This is a genomic window from Clostridium sp. YIM B02569, assembly GCF_022320765.1.
GTDB classification, from domain to species: Bacteria; Bacillota; Clostridia; order Clostridiales; family Clostridiaceae; genus Clostridium; species Clostridium beijerinckii.
In genome coordinates this window covers 47,755-65,025 of sequence record NZ_JAKJJX010000029.1, presented here as the reverse complement: position 1 = coordinate 65,025, position 17,271 = coordinate 47,755, and the positions used below count along the sequence as shown (strand labels likewise).

At 30.6% G+C, this 17,271-nt stretch carries 16 protein-coding genes; 1 reads left to right on the top strand and 15 read right to left on the bottom strand.

The features are described 5' to 3' along the window. Positions 1–53 precede the first annotated feature (53 nt). The 5 genes from L3B96_RS22250 to L3B96_RS22230 all read right to left on the bottom strand — a co-directional run bounded on the left by L3B96_RS22250 (position 54) and on the right by L3B96_RS22230 (position 3,912). Positions 54–521 carry an Lrp/AsnC family transcriptional regulator gene (locus L3B96_RS22250; RefSeq protein WP_012058241.1) on the bottom strand — a complete coding sequence of 156 codons (468 nt, stop codon included), beginning with the start codon at positions 519–521 and terminating at the stop codon, positions 54–56. Continuing rightward, positions 514–981 carry an AsnC family transcriptional regulator gene (locus tag L3B96_RS22245; protein ID WP_012058240.1) on the bottom strand — a complete coding sequence of 156 codons (468 nt, stop codon included), beginning with the start codon at positions 979–981 and terminating at the stop codon, positions 514–516. Before L3B96_RS22245 ends, L3B96_RS22250 begins: the two co-directional genes overlap by 8 nt. Positions 982–1,032: 51 nt before the next feature. After that, entirely contained in the window at positions 1,033–2,016 is a 984-nt protein-coding gene (gene nirJ2 / locus L3B96_RS22240; RefSeq protein ID WP_238948605.1) for a putative heme d1 biosynthesis radical SAM protein NirJ2, read from the bottom strand. Positions 2,017–2,065: 49 nt separating this feature from the next. Then, positions 2,066–3,235, bottom strand: coding sequence for a putative heme d1 biosynthesis radical SAM protein NirJ1 (gene nirJ1 / locus L3B96_RS22235; protein ID WP_238948604.1), 1,170 nt, complete (start codon positions 3,233–3,235; stop codon positions 2,066–2,068). Positions 3,236–3,603: 368 nt separating this feature from the next. Beyond that, positions 3,604–3,912 carry a 2Fe-2S ferredoxin gene (locus tag L3B96_RS22230; protein WP_012058237.1) on the bottom strand — a complete coding sequence of 103 codons (309 nt, stop codon included), beginning with the start codon at positions 3,910–3,912 and terminating at the stop codon, positions 3,604–3,606. A 97-nt stretch (positions 3,913–4,009) separates the two neighbouring features. Here L3B96_RS22230 and L3B96_RS22225 point away from each other — a divergent pair, with 97 nt between their 5' ends. After that, on the top strand, positions 4,010–4,177 hold the full coding sequence (locus tag L3B96_RS22225) for a hypothetical protein (protein ID WP_238948603.1): 168 nt from the start codon (positions 4,010–4,012) through the stop codon (positions 4,175–4,177). On the opposite strand, the gene nifB is transcribed toward L3B96_RS22225, so the two are convergent. From nifB to L3B96_RS22175, 10 genes are all read right to left on the bottom strand, one after another. Then, positions 4,174–6,864: a nitrogenase cofactor biosynthesis protein NifB gene (gene nifB, locus L3B96_RS22220; RefSeq protein ID WP_238948602.1), complete on the bottom strand. Its 2,691-nt coding sequence runs from the start codon at positions 6,862–6,864 to the stop codon at positions 4,174–4,176. The genes L3B96_RS22225 and nifB overlap by 4 nt on opposite strands. Then, positions 6,851–8,215: a nitrogenase iron-molybdenum cofactor biosynthesis protein NifE gene (gene nifE / locus L3B96_RS22215; protein WP_077856920.1), complete on the bottom strand. Its 1,365-nt coding sequence runs from the start codon at positions 8,213–8,215 to the stop codon at positions 6,851–6,853. Before nifE ends, nifB begins: the two co-directional genes overlap by 14 nt. A gap of 1,087 nt (positions 8,216–9,302) precedes the next feature. Next, positions 9,303–10,667 (bottom strand): nitrogenase molybdenum-iron protein subunit beta, encoded by a 1,365-nt coding sequence (gene nifK, locus L3B96_RS22210; protein WP_012058234.1) that lies wholly within the window; start codon positions 10,665–10,667, stop codon positions 9,303–9,305. After that, positions 10,667–12,253, bottom strand: coding sequence for a nitrogenase component I subunit alpha (locus tag L3B96_RS22205; RefSeq protein WP_023976170.1), 1,587 nt, complete (start codon positions 12,251–12,253; stop codon positions 10,667–10,669). The genes nifK and L3B96_RS22205 overlap by 1 nt, the downstream gene beginning before the upstream one ends. Positions 12,254–12,271: 18 nt before the next feature. Beyond that, positions 12,272–12,655 (bottom strand): P-II family nitrogen regulator, encoded by a 384-nt coding sequence (locus L3B96_RS22200; protein ID WP_012058232.1) that lies wholly within the window; start codon positions 12,653–12,655, stop codon positions 12,272–12,274. Positions 12,656–12,678: 23 nt separating this feature from the next. Then, positions 12,679–13,005, bottom strand: coding sequence for a P-II family nitrogen regulator (locus L3B96_RS22195; protein ID WP_023976171.1), 327 nt, complete (start codon positions 13,003–13,005; stop codon positions 12,679–12,681). 251 nt (positions 13,006–13,256) lie between these two features. Further along, positions 13,257–14,078, bottom strand: a complete 822-nt coding sequence (gene nifH / locus L3B96_RS22190) for a nitrogenase iron protein (RefSeq protein ID WP_012058230.1) — start codon at positions 14,076–14,078, stop codon at positions 13,257–13,259. Positions 14,079–14,533: 455 nt separating this feature from the next. Next, positions 14,534–15,463, bottom strand: coding sequence for a hypothetical protein (locus L3B96_RS22185; protein WP_038457442.1), 930 nt, complete (start codon positions 15,461–15,463; stop codon positions 14,534–14,536). Positions 15,464–15,500: 37 nt separating this feature from the next. Further along, positions 15,501–16,109 (bottom strand): Fe-only nitrogenase accessory AnfO family protein, encoded by a 609-nt coding sequence (locus tag L3B96_RS22180; protein WP_238948601.1) that lies wholly within the window; start codon positions 16,107–16,109, stop codon positions 15,501–15,503. Between the two features lie 135 nt (positions 16,110–16,244). Further along, complete coding sequence (locus L3B96_RS22175) at positions 16,245–17,210, bottom strand: helix-turn-helix transcriptional regulator (RefSeq protein ID WP_023976174.1); 966 nt, start codon at positions 17,208–17,210, stop codon at positions 16,245–16,247. Between the last annotated feature and the right edge of the window lie 61 nt (positions 17,211–17,271).

Sequence of the window (17,271 nt, the reverse complement as noted above, 5' to 3'; positions counted from 1 at the left end):
AATATGCTATTTTATACATATATTATCACATAACCAATGCTTTGTATATATATTTATTTGAAATATTTCATGCTAGTCTTTTTTAATTCTCTTGTGCTATACAAAATTTTGTAATTTTCAATTCCTATATCATCAGCTATCTGCTTAATAATTTTGTTACAGCTTTCCTTATCTTTCTCGTGTATCATTGTGTATAGATTATAATCCCACGAACCAAAAGGTTTCCTTTCATAACAGTGTGTAACTACAGAAATGGATGCCACATATTCTCCAATTTCATCTAATCTTTCATCATCAATCTTCCAAACTACCATTGCATTAGCTTTAAATCCAGCTTTTCTATGATAAAGTATTGCTCCTATTCTTTTTAATATTCCAGTTTCACTATAATTTCTGATTTTATCTATAAGCACATCTTCATCCATACTAAGCTCTTTAGCTATATCCTTATACGGATTAGTTATTATAGGAATATCCTCTTGCAATCTACTTATTATTTTCTTATCAAAATCACTAATCATTTGTATCATCTCCTTGAAGATTTAAAGCCACTTTAATCTTAAATAACTTAACTGAAGGTAAACTCATTATTTCTTCCAAACCAGTATTTCTCTTTATTTCTTCAAGAATATTAATCAAATTCTCTTCTGAACGCGTTATCATGGTAAACCACATATTATACTCGTCTTCTCTTATATAATTGTGAGTCACTTCATCATACATATTTATATATTCTGCAACCTTTTCAATTTCATTTTCAGGCACTTTAGCTGCACAAAGAGTACTTGTATATCCAATTTTTCTCGAATTAAAAATTCCACCTATTCTTCTTATTATTCCTTCATTTTTTAACTTATTTATTCTTTTTAATACTTCATTTTCTGTAAGTAATAATTTTTCCCCTAGTATTTTAAAAGGATTCTTATCTATTGGAATTTCATTTTGCATTAAATTAAGCAATTCTTTATCTATTTTATCCATAGCAGTTCCTCCTCACTTAAAGTTTTGGAATGTCAAATAAAATCCTTGCCTTTAATTATTAAAAATGCAGATTTTATCTGATGCCATATAATCTCCGTCATTATAATATGCAGCTCTTGCTCTGCAGCCTCCACAACTTTTTTTATCTTTACAACTGTTACAAGTTCCTTTATATTCTTGAGTTCTTAGATTATTGAGTAATTCACTATTTTTCCATATTTCATCAAATGGGATTTCTCTTATATTACCAGCTACTTCTGTTAAATAAGCACAAGCCTGAACATCTCCTTTTGGATTAATAATACAATAGCTTGTTCCTGCAATACATCCACGTTTAAATCTACTATTTAAACCTAAATCTTCTGCAATTCTAACAAATTGTGGAGCACAAGTTGGCTTTATTTCTATGTTTACTTCACTTTGCTTTTTCATTATTGACGTTAATAACTCTTCATACTCTTTTGAATTTAATAATTCATCTTCTATATCTTTTCCTCTTCCTGTAGGTACAAGGAAGAATATATGATGAGCTGCTGCTCCCATAGCCACTGAAAAGTCAGTCAAAGTAATTATCTCATCTTTATTCCAATCCATGACAGTTGTATGAATTTGAAATCTAATTCCTAAATCTCTACAATTTTTCATTGCATAAATGGTATCTCTAAAAGCTTCATCATTTCCTCTAAATTTATTATGTTTTTTTGAATCAAGACTATCAAGACTTATGCCTATTGCAGAAATACCAGCAGCTTTTAATTTTTCTGCCATTTCCCTTGATATAAGGGTGCCATTTGTTCCAAGGACAGGTCTTAAGTCAGCTTTGGATGCATACTTTATTAATTCAAAAATATCCTCTCTCATTAATGGTTCTCCACCAGAGAATATCATTATTTTAAAATTAGCTTTTGCAATTTGATCTATAAGTAACTTTGCTTCTTCTGTATTTAATTCACCTTGACTTTCTTTGCCTGAATCTCTATAACAATGACTGCACTTTAAATTGCATTTATTTGTAGTATTCCATGATATTATCATTTGCATTCACTCACCTTTACATAAAATCTCATATACCCTTTTGTATTTCTTATTTCATAATATTAATTTCATCATCTGTAAGATAGCAAGCAGGATCCTCTGCCCAAAAATCATTATGTACAGCTTCAGCTCTAGTTCTGAAATTGCCATTACAAACATTTAACCATTTACAAGAAGAACATCTACCCTTTAATAATTTTTTTCTATTTCTAAGACCATTTAATATTTCATTTTCAGAATTTCTCCATATATATCCGAATTTTTCTTCTTTCACATTTCCAAAAGTATGTTGCCAAGTAAATTGATCTGGATGAACATTTCCAAAAAAGTCTACATTAGCAAAAGCCATTCCTGATCTATTTCCACCATTAGTCTTTAAAAGTTTTAATATGTTATCTGATTTATCTTTAAATTTCTCTAATGACTTTAAATATGTATAAACGGCATCTGCATGATTATCAACTGTAAGTATCTCAACACTTGGACCAAATTCTATTGCCTTACTTATGATTAAGTCTAGAGCTTGTCTTGTTTCTTCCTTAGAAATATCTTCATCTACCATTTTACTTCCTCTTCCCGAATATACTAAATGATAGAAACACACTCTAGGTATCTTTTCTTCTTTTATTAGCTTAAATATATCTTCCAATTCTTTATAATTGTTTTTATTTATAGTAAACCTAAGACCTACTTTTTGATTAACTTCAATACAGTTTCTAATTCCTCTTAAAGCACTGTCAAAAGCACCATTAACACCTCTAAACGCATCATGATTTGATCCTATACCATCAAGGCTTACACCTACATACCCAAGATTTATTTTCTTTAAAGATTTGCAAACATCTTTATCTAAAAGAATCCCATTAGTAGATATTGTACTTCTTATTTTTCTTTGACTTGCATAATCTAATAATTCCAAAATGTTTTCCTTCATCAGAGGCTCTCCTCCAGAAAACAATAATGCTGGTACGTTAAAATCTTTTAAATCGTCTATGAACTTTTTTGATTCATCTAACGTAAGCTCGTCATCATATCTTTTATTATCTGAACTTGCATAACAGTGTTTACATTTTAAATTACAAGTTTTTGTACAGTTCCAAGCAACTACAGGTCCTCTTCCTGGACTCACCCCATACTTTTCTATGGCTGCGCCTTCTACATACCTTAAGCTATCTCCATAATTATCAGAATTACACAAAAGTTTAGTTATACTTATCATTTTCAAATCTCCTTACATCATTGATTCGTTATGATCTAAGCAATTTTTTAAATTCATAAATAAAAACAAATCTAAATTTTTTAAATGAACAGAGCTATCTTAAAATCAAAACCATAGAGATAATTACTCTCTATGGCCTCAATTAATTATTCTTCATTATACCATGAATTGTTAATGCAGTAAAACAATACTATTCTAAAATATATGGCACCTTATACTATCGATACTATCCGAAATCTGTAGCATAAAATACCGCCAATACTTTTGTAATTGGCGGTATCAAATATTTTTATTTTTTCACTGTTTGCTTGACAGAGAGCAGTTCATAGTGCGACAGCTCACTTTTATGGACTAGTATAAAATTATTTTTAAATAACTAATTCTTGTACTACTTTTCCACCCTCGATATGTTCTTCTACAATTCTTTCTACATCTTCAACCTTTACATTTCCATACCAAGTTCCTTCAGGATAAACAACTACTATAGGACCTTTATTGCAAACTCCCAAACACCCTGTATTAGTTACCATAACTTCATTTATTAAATCCCTATCTTCAACTTCTTCCATAAACTTTTGTACAACCTTTACCGAATCTTTAGAATAACACATTCCTTTTTGCATTCCATTAACTCTACAACTTGCACAAACAAAAATATGATGTTTAATATCTATCATTTCACTCATCTCCTATTTTTATTAAATATTTATACTTTGATGTATATTCCATACCAGAAAGAAGAGGTACTCTTTTGTGTAGTGTTGCATTGATAATATGGCTGTAGGCATTTCTTCATTAGAAGTTGTTCCATTTTTGCTTGTCCTTAGCTTGCCTAAGGAGCATGCAGAAATGGGTGCAACTTCTAATGTTAGAAATTCACAGATATATTATCTAGCAACCGAAACAACAGAGCACCTGTTCTTTCGTTGGATATCACATTAAGCTCTTAGCATTTCTTCAACTTCAGTTCCTTTTAATATAGCTTCTGCTGCTTTTTCAACAGCTGTTTCAATGGTTTCACATGTCATAAAAACTTCTATATTCATACTTTTAAATTTTCTTTTTGGTTCATCACCAATTCTAAGACAAAGTACTCCATTGCAGTCTGAAACAACTTTTGAAAGCTTAGCAAACTTATCTTCCTCTTCCTCACAAACTTCTTTACCATTACAATATTTTTCAACATTTCTTTTTTCCAAATATCTTGGCTCTCCATTTTTATATTCATAGATATAAAATTCAGATGCATGTCCGAAATGCATGTCCACGCCTATTCCACTTTTTGATGCAATAGCAAACTTTAGTGGTTTTTCTTCTGTAACTTCCTTTACATTTGATGGCTTATTAAATTTTTGAGATTGATCATCTCCAAGTAAACCAATAGCATCTGCTCTGCATTGCTTACAATGATACATCTGTTCAATATGCTCTCCACATTTTTTTCTTAAATCCATTATTTCCTTATTACTTGTAAGAGGCATATTTTCAAAGACACTTCCTTTTACAGGAATCATTTGCATTATATTTGTTATTCCTGCTCCAAGTTCCTTTGCTTTTTTTGTTACTTCCTCTATATGATGATCATTAATTCCCTTAAGCATTACTATATTGACCTTAACCATAATTCCTCTATCAGCTAAATACTTAATACCTGATAATTGGTTATTTAAGAGAATTTGAGCTGCCTCTTCACCAGTATAAGTAACCCCTAAATAATCTACGAATTTATATACTTTAGCAGTTATTTTAGGATCAATAGCATTCATTGTTACAGTTACATGACTTACTCCTAAATTAATCAGCTCTTGAGCATAAAATGGAAGCATTAATCCGTTTGTTGATAAACAAAATGTAACTTCTGGATCATGTTCTCTTATAAGCTTCAAAGTTTCCCTAACATTATCAAAGTTAGCAAGAGCATCGCCAGGTCCAGCTATTCCAACAACTTTTAAGTTGTCCATTTTTGATTTTACTAGTTTGTATTTAGCAAAAGCTTCCTCTGGCGATAATACTTCAGTTGTTACCCCTGGTCTGCTCTCATTAACACAATCAAATTTTCTTAAACAATAATTGCAGCTAATATTACACTTTGGCGCTATAGGAATGTGCATTCTTGCATACTTGTGAGCTGATGAACAGCTAAAACATGGATGAGTTTTTGTTTTTTCTTCTACTTCTTCTCTGCTGATAATTCTTGCTTCCATCTTTTTCTCCCCCTCAATTGCTATATCTTTATTACTTATTTCAACTTCTTCCTTATAATATTCATTGTATAAATTCTCTCTAAATGTCATTTCAGTCTTAGCAAGCATAACATTAGTAATTTGATCCCCTAAATTTAAAGATCCTTCATAGCCTATAGATAATATTCTTTGTCCACCGATCCTATCGTGAATAGGAAATGACATTCGAATTAATGGAATCTTATGTTTTTCCTCTATTCTTCTTCCATCCGAGCTTCCAATCATTACATTTACCTTTAAATCTAAGGCGAATTTTTCTATTTCCTTAAAATCTGCCTCATCTATGATTTTGCATTCACCTGCAAATAACTGATTTGAAAGTTCGTCAACTTCTTCCCTTAAGCTTGGTTCAAGTTTTTTACATACATCTCCACTTGCAATAAGTACTGGTACAGCTCCGTTTTCTACAGCTAGTCTTGCAGTAGCGTATACAAAATCAGGTTCTCCAAATATAGCAATTCTAGCTTCTGCATTATATTTATGAGAATCAATCATAGCATCTAAATATCTTCCTCTTTGTTTTTTATATTTTTCTGGAATTGGATTTCCTGATATTTTAGCTAGCACTTTTAAAAAATTATCAGTATCTCTAAGACCTCTTGGAACATTAATTCTAAAATTCTTAACTCCAAAATTCTCCTCTAAATAAACTCCTACAGAATATTCTTCTTTAATAAATGTGGTTAATTCAATGGTAGCCTTTGCACCACCCATAAATTTAATTTCTTCTATACTCGTACCATTGCTTGGAAGCCTATTATATTTTTTGCTATGAACTCCATCTAAATTCTCAGATAAGTCAGGTAACAATATATAATCAATTTTAAAATCCTCCAAGATCTCTTTTATCTCCCTCATATCTGCACTACTCATTGGCCCGGCAATAACATTTACCTTTTCATTTTTATCTGGATACATTTCTACATTTTCTACAACTGCCCTTAATGCTGTAAAATATCCGCCATATTGAGTTCCACCATATCCAGGAGATTGTATTGGTATTAATTTAACTTTACTATCTGGATGTTTTTCATAAAATATCTTTGAAAGCCTTACTACATCCTCTCCTATGGTTTCTGCAAGGCAAGTTGTTGCAATACCTATAACTTCTGGGTTATATAATTTAATTAAATTTTCTAATCCTTTAATTAAATTATTTTCACCACCATAAACAGTTCCTTCTTCAGTTAGTGAAGATGAAGCAATATCTACAGGCTCATTATAGTGTGTTGCCATATGTCTTCTAATATATGTACTACAACCTTGTGATCCATGTAATATAGTCATACAATTCTTAATTCCATATAAAGCATTGCTAACTCCCATAGGCATACACATTTTGCATGGATTTACGGTTAGATTTACATAACTTTTAGATTCCTTCATTCTCTTCACTCTCCTTTACATACTTCCATACAGGACTATTAATTGAAAGATTAATTTCCTTTGCGAAATTAACAGCTCCCACAAAACCTCCAAGTGGATGCTTTCTTTCATGATTATGGTCACAAAAGGCAACTCCCAGTTTATAAGCAAGTGGTCTTTCCTTAACTCCTCCAACTAAAATATCTACATCCTGCTCAATCATAAATTTTTCTAATTCCGAAGGATTTGCATCGTCCAAAACTACTGTTCCATCTTTAACTAAACTATTTATAACTTCATAATCATCTTTCTTTCCAGTTTGTGTTCCAACCATCACTGTATCTATTCCAAGTTCATTAAACTGTTTGATTAAGGAGATTGCTTTAAATCCTCCGCCTACATATATTGCGGCTTTTTTACCTCTAAGATTTTCCTTATATTTTTCTAATATAGGCAATATCTTTTCTTCTTCTTCCTTAACAAAAGCCTTAGCCTTTGCTAACATTTCTTCATCTCCAAATAAGCTTGCTATTCTGAGTAATGAATTTTTTGTATCTTCAAGTCCCACAAAACTTATTTTAACGAAAGGAATGTCCATTTCTGCTTCCATTCTCTTTGCTAAATATGTCATGGAGCCAGCACATTGAACAACATTAAAACTTGCGCTGCTAGCTTTGATTAATTTGTCATAGCTGGAATCTCCAGTAATAGTTGATATCACATCTACTCCAATTTTCTTTAGATACTCTTTAACAATCCATATTTCACCAGCTAAATTGAAATCTCCTAACATATTAATTCCTTTTCTCTTAGGGAGAATATTTCTAGAAAATAAATTCATTAGTGCATTACATGCTAATTTATATCCTTTAGATTTATTTCCAGAAAAACCTGGCGACATAACTGGAATTACAGGTACATTGTATTTTTCCTCAGCCATTTTACATACTGCCTTAACATCGTCACCTATTACTCCAACAATGCAAGTTGCATAAACGAAAATCAACTTAGGATTATGATTTTCCATTATCCCTTCTATGGCAGCAATTAATTTTTTTTCACCACCAAAAATAACATCTTGTTCACTTAAATCTGTTGAAAAACTATTTCTATATAAATTATCACCACTTGAAAGACTTCCTCTTATATCCCAAGTGTAACTAGCACATCCAATAGGTCCATGAACTATGTGGTATGCATCTGTTATTGGATTTAATACAACTCTTGCTCCACAATATACACACGCTCTTTGACTAACTGATCCTGATACACTATCGCCATCACACTTCATAGATTTTTTGTTATGCCCCTCTTTAAAACACACAAAATCTTCTCTTTCTTCAAGAAGTGAATTACTTATTTTCTTTTCCATAATGCCACACCACCTTTTGAATTTATAATTATATATTGAGAATTGAGAATAAAGGATGAAAGTTAACTTTACTTTAAATAATGCACATAATACATTTTTTACAAATTCCTTATAACTAAATTTATTACTCATTCTACATTCTCAATTTTCAATATTAATAAGCATTAAAAGCCTTATTAATAGATAGAGCAATTGACATGCTTTATCCATGTTCAATTGCTCAATCATTGAAATTATTAACTTTTTTGAATTTAACATATCTTTTAAAATCTTAATTACATCATAGCTGCTTTTTTTATATTGTTATATATATGTTGCAAAACTAATTCGTCATCATAATTCTAAAAATATTGCAAGAATTTTAGCCTCAATTGTGAATTGCAACATATACATATGATTTGGTTTATACTATTTCACACACTCTTTCCAAATAAATAAATTTAAAAAACAAGTTTAAATTTTAGATATACACCGCACCAGAAATGGTGGGTACTTTCTTAAATAAATAAATCAACATTTACACTTAACTTGCAGTGAAAACTTTATCCAAAATACACATCTTTCCACTAAATACTTATTAAACACTCACTTCACACACTATTTTTAGATAAATAATTTTAAAAATAAATTTAAGTTTTGGAGTATACATTACACCAGAAATGATAGGTACTCTTTTGTAACCACAATGGTCATAATATGCAGTGTTGCATTTAGAATACTAATGTAGGATTTCTTCATTAGAAATCATTCCATTTTCACTTATCCAAAGTACACGCCCTTCCACTTAATACTTACTTCACAACTCTTTTAGATAAATAAATTAACATCTAAATTTAAACTTTTGAGTATATACTACACCAGAAAGTATGGGTACTCTTTTGTGCAGTGTTGCATTTAGAATATAGCTGTAGATATTTCTTCATTAGAAGTTGTTCCAAATATGCTTGTTCAAAGCATGCTTTGAACAAGCATTTTGGGCACAACTTCTAATGTTAGAAATTCACAGATATATTCTATAGCAACCGAAACAACAGAGTACCTGTACTTTCGGCTGACTACCACACAACCTTAAATTCCACATATTTATCTACATTACTAATTCAAAATCTTCATCTTTTACGTCTCTATCTTGTCTATCCATTAATGCACCAAGCATTAATTCTAATAATCTCATAGCACCTCTATATCCAACATTAGGCATATATGAATGAACATATCTATCTAATACTGGGAATCCAATTCTAACTAGTGGGATATCTTCAGCTCTTGCTATGTATTTACCATGAGTTCCACCCATTAGTAAATCAACAGATTCATTCTTAATTAATTGATGTAATTCAAAAAGATCAGCATCTTGTTTAGCTATGCAGCCTTCAACACCAAATTCATCAAACAATGCTTGCATTTGTTTTTCAAATACATTTGATGGAGTTCCTGTAATTACATACTTAGGAATCATTCCAAGCTCTAATAAGAATTTAGATAAAGCAATTAGCACATCTGGATCTCCATATAAGGCTACTTTCTTTCCATCATAATATGGATGAGAGTCAATCATTATATCAACTAATTGTCCTCTTTCTTCTTCAAGTTCATAAGGAACTTGTTGCTTGCTGAATTTACTTAATTCCATAATTAATTCATCTGTAGAACCAATACCTATTGGCATCTTTAATGTAGAGTATGGAATCTTGAATGATTTTTCAAGAGTAGATGCTCCTGCTTCTGAAGCAAAGCTCCCTAGTGCTAATGTTTTTTCGCAGTCACCTAATTCAATAATATCTTGAATCTTTGTACCACCCTTTGGATACATTTCATATTTTCCAGTCATTGGGGCATCTAAAACTCCAGTTGTATCTGGTAACATTGTAAAATCTACACCCATAAGTTTTAATAATCTCTTTACTTCACGCATATCGCCAGGGTTAACGAATCCAGGAATCACGCACATTTTTCCGTTCTTTACTCCAGTTGTTTTAGATAAACCTTTAATAAAGCCAGTAACCATATTAGAGAATCCAGTAATATGTGATCCAACATAACTTGGGGTATTTGCATGTAACACATATTTTCCTTCTGGAATATCTATAGCATCAATAAAACCTTTTAAATCATCACCAATTGTTTCTGATAAACATGTAGTATGAACTGCAATTATTTCTGGATTATACATATCAAAAATATTTTTAACAGCAGTTTTAATATTGCTACCACCACCAAATACGCAAGCACCTTCACTAAATGATGAACTAGTTGCTATAGCTGGTTCTTTGAAATGTCTAGATAAAACTGTTCTATGATATGAGCAACAACCTTGTGAACCATGACTGTGGGGCATACATCCATGAACTCCAAGAGCTGCATACATAGCACCAACAGGTTGACATGTTTTACTAGGATTAATAGTAATCGCTTTTCTTTCCTTAATTTCTTTAGGAGTTAAATCTAACATTATACCTCACCTCCAAATGTTCCTTCTAATATTGATTCAGTTTTCCATGGAGCTACAGTGTATTTCCATGCTGGAGTATATAAACTCATTGTTACATCTCTACCAAAGTTTGCAGCACCCTTAAATCCTGCATAAGGTCCACTATAATCATAAGAGTGCAATTGTCTTGATAATACTCCACCTTTTTGTATTATATATTTATCCTTAATGCCCGAGAAAAACATGTCAAGTTTTAACTTTTTAATAAATTCTTCTGTTTCAAATTCATTTAAGTCATCAACTACAATCGAACCTTTTTTCATGTCACGCATCATACCTGGATAATATTCTAAATTAATGATTTCTTTCTTTAATTCTTCTAATTCTTCATCTGTTTTAACTGGTTTATATTTACCTTCAATTTTTTCTACTTCTAATACTTCGATATTTTTTAAATCCGCATCTTCAATTATAGTTGGTATTACTTCTCTACCTTCATAGTCATCTCTATGTGCAAATTCAAATCCTGCAACTAATGTTTCTACACCTAAATCATTTAATAGCATTTGATAATGGTGAGATCTTGAACCTCCAACATACAACCCTGCCTTTTTACCAGTTAACTTGCTTTTATAATAATCCATATCATCTTTAATATCTTCAAGCTCTTCAGCTATAACAGCCTCTGTTCTTTCTGTGAACTCTGGATCATTAAAGAATTTCGCAATATCTCTTAAAGTTCTAACAGTACAATCAACCCCGATAAAATCAACTTTTATCCATGCAGTACCATATTGAATTTTCATCATTTCTGCGATATAATTAATGGAACGGTGACATTGGACTAGATTTAAATCTGCAGTATGGGCTTTTCTTATATCGTCAATGCTAGCATCACCTGTCATGACTGATATAACTTCATAGCCTATTTTCTTTAGAATTCTTTCTATTTCCCAAGCGTCACCACCTATGTTATATTCACCAAGGATATTAACTGAATGAGTTTTTGGTGTGTAATCCATAGTTCCGATTACAGATTTTATCAGCTTGTTATTTGCAATATGATGTCCTGCTGATTGAGATACACCTTTATATCCTTCACAAGGGAATGATATAACATCAATTCCATACAATTCTTTAGATTCATTTGCAACTGCTGGTAAGTCATCACCTATAAGTCCAACTGGACATGTCGCACATATAAATATTGCTTTTGGATTAAATATATCTACAATTTCTTTTATAGCAGCCTTTAATTTCTTTTCTCCACCAAATACGATATCACTTTCACCTAAATTTGTAGAAAAACAATATTGTATAAAGTTTCCGTCGCCTTTCTGTGGTATTGCTTTATTTCTTCTAGTACCCCATGAATAATATCCACATCCTATCGGTCCATGAGTTAAAAGTACTATATCTTTTAATGGTCCAAGAACAACACCTTTACATCCAGCATAACAACATCCTCTATGTGTCATAACTCCTGGTATAGTTCTTCTATTTGCATCTATTTCTTGAGTTTCCTGCTCAAGTTCAAGCATATGTTTCTTTCTGTTTTTATATACTTTGGCACTATACTTGTCCAAAACACTATCAACTTTACTCATTAACTTCACCTCCACACTTTAAATTGCCTCTTCACCTATTTGTCCATCTCTGACTCTGTATACTTCTTCAACTGGTAATACAAATATCTTTCCATCTCCTGGAGTCCCAGTCGAATTTACACTTATCACGGTATCTACTACTGTTTTTACTTCGTCATCTTTTACTACTAAAGTTATAAATCTTTTAGGTATTAATCTTCCTCTTTCTGATAAATTCTCACCATACGATGTTGGCGGTACTTCACCAGTTTCCATGTAAGCTTCAACTAAAGCTATATCAATTGATTTCTTGCCTCTTCCAAGTACTTTTCTGCAAGTAATGGATGGAAAGCCAGCTTCTGCGAGTGCTTCTTTAGTTTTATTAACTTTATTCAAACGAATAATACACATAACTTCTTTCATAAAGCTATTCCTCCTAATTCTTTTTATAATCCTGATTTTCCACTACTTACAGTGTATACTTCCTCAATTGGTGCAACGAATATTTTTCCGTCTCCAAATGCGCCCTTTTCTCCTGTTCTAGAATTTCTAATTATTACCTTTATAACATCATCTTTATCTTCATCTTTAACAGCAATTAGAAGCATCTCTTTTGGAAGTTCATCATAATATATTTCTCCAACTTTGATTCCTTTTTGTTTCCCTCTACCATAAACTGCCATCTTCGTTACTTCTGGGAATCCAGCATCCAATAATTCTGAAAGCACAGTACTAACCCTTTCTGGTCTTATTATTGCTCGAATCATATACATATCTCTCTATCTCCTTTTATTTAATATTTTGTTTTATATATTTTTCAACTTAAATTTCACATTATAAATAATTGAATTCAAAAAATCCTGAATGGAAAAGTGGTGCTCCAAAAGTGATGCTCCAAATCTTGTATTTGGATAGCATAACTTTCGCCTTGTGGGAATCTTCTATTTGTTTAGCAAAACTTTCTTTATGAGCTTCAACATTAATCAATAATTGTGAATTGTAAATTAATAATTATGCTTTTATCTTAGATATCCATTAAACCATATTCCATTAATATTTCTTCTAATCTTTCTTGTTTCATTGGTTTTGGAATAACAAACATTTTATTTTCGTTTATATTCTTAGCTAATGTTCTGTATTCATCAGCTTGATCAGCTTTTGGATCAAATTCTATAACTGTTTGTTTGTGTATCTCAGCTCTTTGAACCATGTTATCTCTTGGTACGAAATGGATAAGTTGACTTCCAAGTTCTTTTGCAAAAGCTTCTAAAAGGTCTAATTCTTTATCAACTTTTCTACTATTACAGATGATTCCACCTAATCTAACACCACCAGTTTTAGCATATTTTTGAATACCTTTTGAAATATTATTTGCTGCATATAATGCCATCATTTCTCCAGATGCTACGATGTATATTTCTTGTGCCTTACCTTCTCTGATTGGCATTGCAAAACCTCCGCATACAACGTCTCCTAATACATCATAGAATACATAATCTAAATCAGGTGTATATGCTCCTAATTGTTCAAGCATTCCTATTGAAGTAATAATACCTCTTCCTGCACATCCAACTCCTGGTTCTGGTCCGCCTGATTCAACGCATCTTATATTTCCATATCCTGTTTTTAAGATTGCATCTAATTCAATGTCGTCTCCTTCTTCTCTTAAAGTATCTAGAACTGTTTTTTGTGCTAAACCTCCAAGAACTAATCTTGTGGAATCTGCTTTAGGATCACATCCTACGATCATTATATTCTTTCCCATTTCAGCTAAAGCTGAAGTTAAATTTTGTGTGGTTGTAGATTTTCCTATTCCACCCTTTCCATAAATAGCTACTTGTCTCATATTAGTTTCCTCCTCATAATTAAATATATTATATAAGCCCAAATGGGTCATTATAACTTATTTGTATTAATATAACAATAAATTAATTTTAAAAAATAAGCCTAATTTATTTAACTATTAATAGTTATAATAAAATAGACTTCTTTGTCCTTTCATTGTAATAAAAAAATCTAAGTCGTTAACTTCCTCATTGAGTTAAACACTTAGACTCCATTGCCTTAATGACAGGTTAATATTTTTTTAATTTAAGTTATATTATTTTAAAAAAACTTGTATATAATTACTTTTTTATTAATTTCTTTTTTTCATTTGCTTGTTTTATTTATTGAAATTATAATATCACAAAAAACTGATATTGCAAACTATTTTTTTATTTTCTATAACTTTTCTAATGATAACGATATATTTTTATCAATTTATCAAAATCATTCGTGTTTTGTTAAATTTAATGAGAATTATTTATTTCTATCTCCATTAAGGGTAAAGTGTCTTTCTCCAAATGCTTTTATCTCAAATTTATTTTCTTTAATCTCATATTCATATTGTTTATCTATTATGACCTTATCATCAATAAATTCCACCTTTAAAGTTATCGTATCCAGAACTTCACTGTTAGAATACAATCTAATTTTTTTTGGAGAATGAAAAATCGTGTCACCTTCCGATGTTTTAATTGTAATTGTATTAGTAGATGTGATAAGAGATTTTATGCTTCCATCTTCATAAAATTCTAAAGAATTACTATCCCCATGAATTCCCATTGCATTAACGTCATAAGCTTCAATTTTTCCAATGGGCGTTTTTATATTTGTTGCAATTAATGGCTCACAGGATTTTATTTTTCCACTTTTATATAAAGAGACTCCTATTCTGCCTGCAAAATTATATTCTCCAACATTTATTTTAATTCTTTCTTTTGGCCACAATGTGATACTTTTAAGTTCTTGTGTTTCATAAAAATGAAGAGACATAATCTTAGCTTCAAATGATGAAAAATCAAAACTAAATTTATAAGCTTTTGCTAATTTATATTCATCATCTTCAGTCCAATACCCTGACAATCTTCCATCCAAAGGAAACAATCTATTTATTTCACCATCTTCATAGAATGTTATTTTTTCAACTTCAAATACACCTATACTAGTATTTATTACTGTCAAGTCATTTAATGAAATACTCTTAATATTGCCATTCTTAAATACCTTTACTGGTGGAAATTCTTTTCTTCTTTCATCTACAAATCCATGCAACGGTACTAAATTATAGTCTAAAACTTTTAATTCACTGTATTCTTCCACCTTATACGCTTCTGGTTCCCCAGTGGAATAATACTCAGCAATAATAGCATCATTTAAAATACCATACTTAGTTATTATTTTCTCCATAAATTCGCCTCCTAGTCTATTATTTCTTTCATGTGCCTCAAACATTTTTCTGTACAGTTACCATATAATCATTTCTTTTTATCTCATTAATGGATAATAAGATTTCACCCTTGTCCATTTTTGCAACCAGCCAAGGCGGTACATGACAACAGCGTACTTCTATTTTTTTTACATCCTCTTTTTCTAAATAAGGAATTATTGCCTTTTTAGAAGTTATTTCAGGATTTATCAGCTCTAATTCCTGTAGATCTATCATGAAATATCCATCGCCAAGTTTCTTAGCAATTTCAACTTCTTTATTTTCATTCTCCTCTTGGACCATTTCATTTTTAATAATTTCATCAAAATAATCAAATGGGTTTCCTTCCAATTCCCAAACACTAAAATCCCCCATATAAAATACACTATACGGAATTCCAAAAGCCTTTGTTACTATTATAATTTTACAATCATCCATTTCATTAATTACATTTTTGTATTCCTGTCTGATTTCATTTATTGATTTTTCACCACCTGCCCTATTAATTAAAATAGTTTTTTTTGTTTTCCACAAATATTTTTCTTTTGCAAATATTTTTACATATCGTGCTTCTTCAAAAGAACTTATAAGATCTTTTTCGTTTAAAAATACTCCTATTTCATCCATATACCATCGCTCCTTTATTTAGATATATTCAAAAAATAATCAATCATCATCTATTATTTTCTTTCATATACCTTATTTTTTAATAACAAAAAGGCACAGTAAAATTATAATATTAATCTTATACTATATCATTATTTATGTTTTATCAAGTATTTTGCCTATATCTTTTAAATCATATCCGCCTAAACTTTCAATTTCCCTCTTAAACTCTTCACTTTGAATGGTTCTAATTATAAGTTGATATATAGGATATTTTAAATCAGATTCCTTGATAACTAAGTCATATCTTTCTTCCTGAATTTTAATAAAATCAATCCCATCAACCTGGTTAGCTGCTTTTTCATTTCCTATCCCAACATTACCTTCCCCTCTTGCAATACTTCTTGCTACTGCAGAGTGGGATTGTTTTTCAATATTATATCCTTTAATTTGTTCTCTATTTATATTATTAACTCTTAATTTCTCGTCAAGCAAAATTCTTATTCCAGAACCTTTTTCCCTATTTATCATGGATATATCTTCTTTAATCAAGTCTTTCCAATTAGTTATTTTATTGGGATTTCCTTTTGGAACATAAAAACCAACATTTCTGTAAGCCAGGTTTATAATTAAACAAGATATACCTGGAACTAGTTTTCTTACAAAAGCAGTATTATATTCATTAGTATCTCCATCCCATAAATGTACTGACGATATAGAAATTTTATCATTATATAAGTCATATAGACCTGAATAGCTTCCTGTATTAGACCTAAGGACCCTTATATCATTTGCCTTTTCCATAATTTTTTCTGCTAAAACATCTAAAATCACATCTTGCCCTGATATTATAATATCATTTGAATTTTCCACTTTTTTTATATTACTCAGGTTTTCTTCTATTACTGGCTCATCTATTAATATCTTAATCTGATTATTGCTACCTTTTGTTACCTTTTGACTATTGATGTAATTCTCAACATCCTTTTTATCAATTCTAAGCTTTTTCCCTACTTTGTATCCAGGTAATTCACCTCTTTTGACCATTTCATACACTGTATTTTTAGTTATCTTTAATAGTTCAGCGACATCTACTGCCGTTAGGGATTCTTCATTATTCATAGAACTTCCCTCCTCCGTATAATAATTTATTCTAACATTTAGAGGTGAGAATTTCTAGCAT